A 5,000-nucleotide genomic window follows, 5' to 3' on the forward strand; every position below is an offset into this window, starting at 1 on the left:
CTAACCCTCCTTCAAATTTTTAACGCAGTAAATGATAAAGAAAAACTTTTCAAGATCCACTCTGACTCACCCAAAGCCTGCCCACTTGGTGGCAAGATCGAAACTCTCTTAACCACCCACTTCCTAAAAGCACAAGAAGCTTTAGAGGATAGTTTAAGAAGTATTACTTTACAAGATCTATTAGATGAGCTTATTAATTTATAAAATTTAAAAAACAGGCAAACTAGGTTATAGAATTTAAAAAGTAGGCAGATATATAAAAACCAATCTATTTTTTATTAGGAACGCTATGCGCTCCTAACTATTTTTATATACTTTATGTAAGAATTTTTACAAATTTCTAGATTTATTACTCCTTACTCTTCTCTTTTTTAGCTTTACTCTTTTGTGCTTTATCTTTTAGCTTTTCTTTCTTATCTTTTATCTCTTTTATACTATCGTCTTTAGCACTATCTTTTTTCTCTTTTACTTCATCACTCTTTTTACTTACCTTTTCTTTTATCTCATCTTTTTTAGATTTTATTTTTGATTTTGTGTCATCTATCTTTGTAGTGCCTGATACTGATATATCTGATTTTAAATTTTCAAATGTCTTATCACCTATACCATTTACATTTTTTATGTCTTCTATTGAGTTAAATTTATTCGCTTTTCTATACTCTATTATTGCATCTGCCTTTGAAGATCCTATGCCATCTAAACTCATTAACTCTTCTTTTGTGGCGGTATTTAAATTTATGGCTGCTAGTAATGTAGAAGCTGCTGCTAATAGTGAGAATATAATCTTTTTCATTTTTGTCCTTTTTGGGTAAATTTGGGTTTGGAGTCTATCATATTTGGTGTTTTTAGTCAATACTCGTATAAAAGCATAAACTAAGAGATATTTATAAGCATAGAGATAAAGAGTCTGATTATTTAAAAATATAAATAAATGTAAGATTTGATATTTTGTTATAAATTAAGAAATAATATTTTAAAAGATAATTGTTTAGATAAAGAATATTAAAATTAACAAAGCCCGCAACGACCTACTTTTCCAACATCCCAGTAAGGGAGAGTATCATCAGCCAGGACGAGCTTAGCTTCTTGGTTCGAGATGGAGCAAGGCGTTTCCTCGTCTGTATAGTCACGGGCAGTGTTAAATAAAAGATATATTAGATAAATCTCTTATTTAACACTACTTGATAAAGTTAAAAGTCATAAACAAAGTCTTGTAAAAACATATCTTATTAAGTTTTTATCCTTAACAAGGAAGTGATGCTTATTAAAAGATAAGCAGACGAGCTATTAGTACTGGTCAGCTAAAGGACTTTCATCCATTACACACCCAGCCTATCAAACACATAGTCTATATGAGCTCTTAAAAGAAGATTCATCTTGGAGTTGGCTTCCTGCTTAGATGCTTTCAGCAGTTATCACATCCCAACATAGCTACCGAGCGGTGCTCTTGGCAGAACAACTCGTACACCAGTGGTTGGTTCGACCCGGTCCTCTCGTACTAGGGTCAACTCTCCTCAATCTTCTTGCGCCCACGGCAGATAGGGACCGAACTGTCTCACGACGTTCTGAACCCAGCTCGCGTACCGCTTTAAATGGCGAACAGCCATACCCTTGGGACCTGCTCCAGCCCCAGGATGCGATGAGCCGACATCGAGGTGCCAAACCTCCCCGTCGATGTGAGCTCTTGGGGGAGATCAGCCTGTTATCCCCGGGGTACCTTTTATCCTTTGAGCGATGGCCCTTCCACACAGAACCACCGGATCACTAAGACCGACTTTCGTCTCTGCTTGACGTGTATGTCTCGCAGTTAAGCTGGCTTATGCCTTTATACTCTACGAACGATTTCCAACCGTTCTGAGCCAACCTTTGTAAGCCTCCGTTACATTTTGGGAGGCGACCGCCCCAGTCAAACTACCCACCAGACATTGTCCTACTTGAGGATAACTCAAGCTAGTTAGCTATCAGAATAAAAAAGAGTGGTATCTCAACAATGGCTCACCATAAACTGGCGTCTATGGATCAAAGCCTCCCACCTATCCTGCACATTTTTATCCCAATAGCAGTGTCAAGCTGTAGTAAAGGTCCACGGGGTCTTTCCGTCTTGCCGCGGGTAGGAGGAATTTTCACCTCCACTACAATTTCACTGGATCCCTCTTCGAGACAGCTCCCATCTCGTTACGCCATTCATGCAGGTCGATATTTAATCGACAAGGAATTTCGCTACCTTAGGACCGTTATAGTTACGGCCGCCGTTTACTCGGGCTTCGATCAAACGCTTCGCAGAGCTAACGTCATCAATTAACCTTCGAGCACCGGGCAGGCGTCACACCCTATACATCCTCTTACGAGTTAGCAGAGTGCTGTGTTTTTGGTAAACAGTCGGGAGGGACTCTTTGTTGTAACCTTCAATGCTTACGGAGTAAATCCTTCACAAAGTTAGGCACACCTTATACCGAAGATACGGTGCTATTTTGCAGAGTTCCTTGAAGAGAGTTCTTCCACGCGCCTTAGAATACTCATCCCACCCACCTGTGTCGGTTTACGGTACGGGCAACTATAACTAAACTTAGAAACTTTTCTTGGCTCGACAGTATCGGCAATTCGCTATCCATTCCGAAGAATTTCAAACGCCTGTGGGGTCTCGGCTTAAAAAGATCCGGATTTGCCTGGATCTTAACCTATACCTTTCGACTAGCACTACCATCCGCTAGCTTGCTTAACTCTAAGCGTCCTTCCATCGCACATTATAGTTGGCATTGGAATATTAACCAATTTTCCATCGCATACCCCTTTCGGACTTTGCTTAGGACCCGGCTAACCCTACGATGACGAGCATCGCGTAGGAAACCTTGGGTTTACGGCGTTGGGGATTCTCACCCCAATTATCGCTACTCATGCCTGCATGCTCACTTGTATTCGCTCCAGCACTCCTTACCGGTATACCTTCAACGCAAATACAACGCTCTCCTACCACTTAGTAAAACTAAGTCTAAAGCTTCGGTACTCATTTTAGCCCCGTTATATTTTCCGCGCAGAATCACTAGACCAGTGAGCTATTACGCTTTCTTTAAAGGATGGCTGCTTCTAAGCCAACCTCCTGGTTGTTTAAGTAACTCCACATCGTTTTCCACTTAAATGAGATTTAGGGACCTTAGCTGTTAGTCTGGGTTGTTCCCCTCTCGACGACGGATTTTATCACTCGCCGCCTGACTGCCATGATTACACACTAGGTATTCGGAGTTTGATAGGGTTTGGTACATTGGTGTATGCCCTAGCCCATTCAGTGCTCTACCCCCTAGTGTTACTACATGACGCTATACCTAAATATATTTCGGAGAGAACCAGCTATCACGATGTTTGATTGGCCTTTCACCCCTATCCACAAGTCATCCCATAGCTTTTCAACGCTAGCGGGTTCGGTCCTCCACCGGCTCTTACACCGGTTTCAACCTGCTCATGGATAGATCACATCGTTTCGGGTCTGCAACGTCTGACTAAACGCCCTATTAAGACTTGCTTTCGCTACGGCTCCGGGTTTCCTTAACCTTGCCAGACATCACAACTCGCAGGCTCATTATGCAAAAGGCAGTCCATCACCCTGATAAATCATAGGGCTCTGAATGATTGTAAGCAAATGGTTTCAGGTTCTATTTCACTCTGATCACCTCAGTTCTTTTCACCTTTCCCTCACGGTACTTGTGCGCTATCGGTCTAGTAGTAGTATTTAGGGTTGGATAGTGGTCTACCCAGCTTCAGACAGAATATCACGTGTTCCGCCCTACTCAGGATACTGCTAAGTAAAACAAAGCTTTCATATACGGGAGTATCACCCTCTATGCTTAATCTTTCCAGATTATTCTATTAGCTAAGTTTAGTCTATATTGCAGTCCTACAACCCCGTTAGTAAACTAACGGTTTGCCCTCTTACGCGTTCGCTCGCCGCTACTAGCGTAATCTCTTTTGATTTCTTTTCCTGAGGGTACTAAGATGTTTCAATTCCCCTCGTTCGCTCCATATTAGGTAGTTAAGCTCGCGCTTAACTGGGTCGCCCCATTCAGAAATTCCCGGATCAAAGCCCCTTGACGGCTCCCCGAGACTTATCGCAGCCTGGCACGTCTTTCATCGCCTCTACTAGCCAAGGCATCCACCACTTGCTCTTTGTAGCTTACCTTTTCTATATTAGATTATTCTAATTCGCATCACTTCCTTGTTAAAGATAACTTTATGTTACTATATTTAAATTCTAGCTCTCAAGACGGAAAGCATTGACAACTATTTAGATAAGTTTTAAATCCTAAATAGATTGTGATGTCAAACTTTTGCATTAAATGCAAAGAGAATAGAAATTTAAATCTTTAACAAGTCCTGTAAAATTGTTTTTAAAACTTGCTTGTGACTATTAACAATATTAATTAAAAGAACATTTAGACAAAAGTCTAATTAGAAAGTTTAATTTTTAAGCTCTCTAATTAGACTTAATATAGTTAAACTATTTTATGGTGGAGAATAGCGGGATCGAACCGCTGACCTCCTGCGTGCAAAGCAGGCGCTCTCCCAGCTGAGCTAATTCCCCAATTAAATTCTCTGGTGGGCCTAACAAGACTTGAACTTGTGACCTCACCCTTATCAGGGGTGCACTCTAACCAGCTGAGCTATAGGCCCCTATAGGTCTATCAATCTTTCAAAACTAAACAAGGATGATTGAGAATATCTTTCTTATAGATATCTTGTGAGAGAATATCTATACGTACTCTAGAAAGGAGGTGATCCAACCGCAGGTTCTCCTACGGTTACCTTGTTACGACTTCACCCCAGTCGCTGATTCCACTGTGGACGGTAACTAATTTAGTATTCCGGCTTCGAGTGAAATCAACTCCCATGGTGTGACGGGCGGTGAGTACAAGACCCGGGAACGTATTCACCGTAGCATGGCTGATCTACGATTACTAGCGATTCCGGCTTCATGGAGTCGAGTTGCAGACTCCAATCCGAACTGGGAC

Annotated in this window: 2 protein-coding genes, 2 tRNA genes and 3 rRNA genes (1 of these 7 running past the window's edge); 1 reads left to right on the top strand and 6 read right to left on the bottom strand. The window is 41.4% G+C overall.

Features of this window, described 5'->3' with window-relative positions; genetic code table 11:
- Positions 1–204 (top strand): Rrf2 family transcriptional regulator (locus CVT13_RS10510; RefSeq protein ID WP_234412013.1); only part of this gene is annotated, 204 nt, incomplete at its 5' end.
- Positions 205–349: 145 nt separating this feature from the next.
- On the opposite strand, the gene CVT13_RS10715 is transcribed toward CVT13_RS10510, so the two are convergent.
- The 6 genes from CVT13_RS10715 to CVT13_RS10125 form a co-directional block, all read right to left on the bottom strand.
- Complete coding sequence (locus tag CVT13_RS10715) at positions 350–793, bottom strand: helix-hairpin-helix domain-containing protein (protein ID WP_107812475.1); 444 nt, start codon at positions 791–793, stop codon at positions 350–352.
- 222 nt (positions 794–1,015) lie between these two features.
- Positions 1,016–1,134, bottom strand: a 5S ribosomal RNA gene (gene rrf / locus CVT13_RS10105).
- A gap of 133 nt (positions 1,135–1,267) precedes the next feature.
- A 23S ribosomal RNA gene (locus CVT13_RS10110) occupies positions 1,268–4,171 on the bottom strand.
- Between the two features lie 326 nt (positions 4,172–4,497).
- Positions 4,498–4,573 (bottom strand) — tRNA-Ala (locus CVT13_RS10115).
- Positions 4,574–4,585: 12 nt separating this feature from the next.
- A tRNA-Ile gene (locus tag CVT13_RS10120) sits at positions 4,586–4,662 on the bottom strand.
- 94 nt (positions 4,663–4,756) lie between these two features.
- A 16S ribosomal RNA gene (locus CVT13_RS10125) occupies positions 4,757–5,000 on the bottom strand; it runs 1,267 nt beyond the window's last position.
- The 16S, 23S and 5S rRNA genes sit together here with 2 tRNA genes alongside, the layout of an rRNA operon.

It is taken from the genome of Campylobacter concisus, from assembly GCF_003049085.1.
Classification (GTDB): Bacteria; Campylobacterota; Campylobacteria; order Campylobacterales; family Campylobacteraceae; genus Campylobacter_A; species Campylobacter_A concisus_H.

What these genes read in the sequence shown, in the direction of transcription:
- CVT13_RS10715 (WP_107812475.1), bottom strand. Translation starts at nt 793, where the DNA reads ATGAAAAAGATTATATTCTCACTATTAGCAGCAGCTTCTACATTACTA.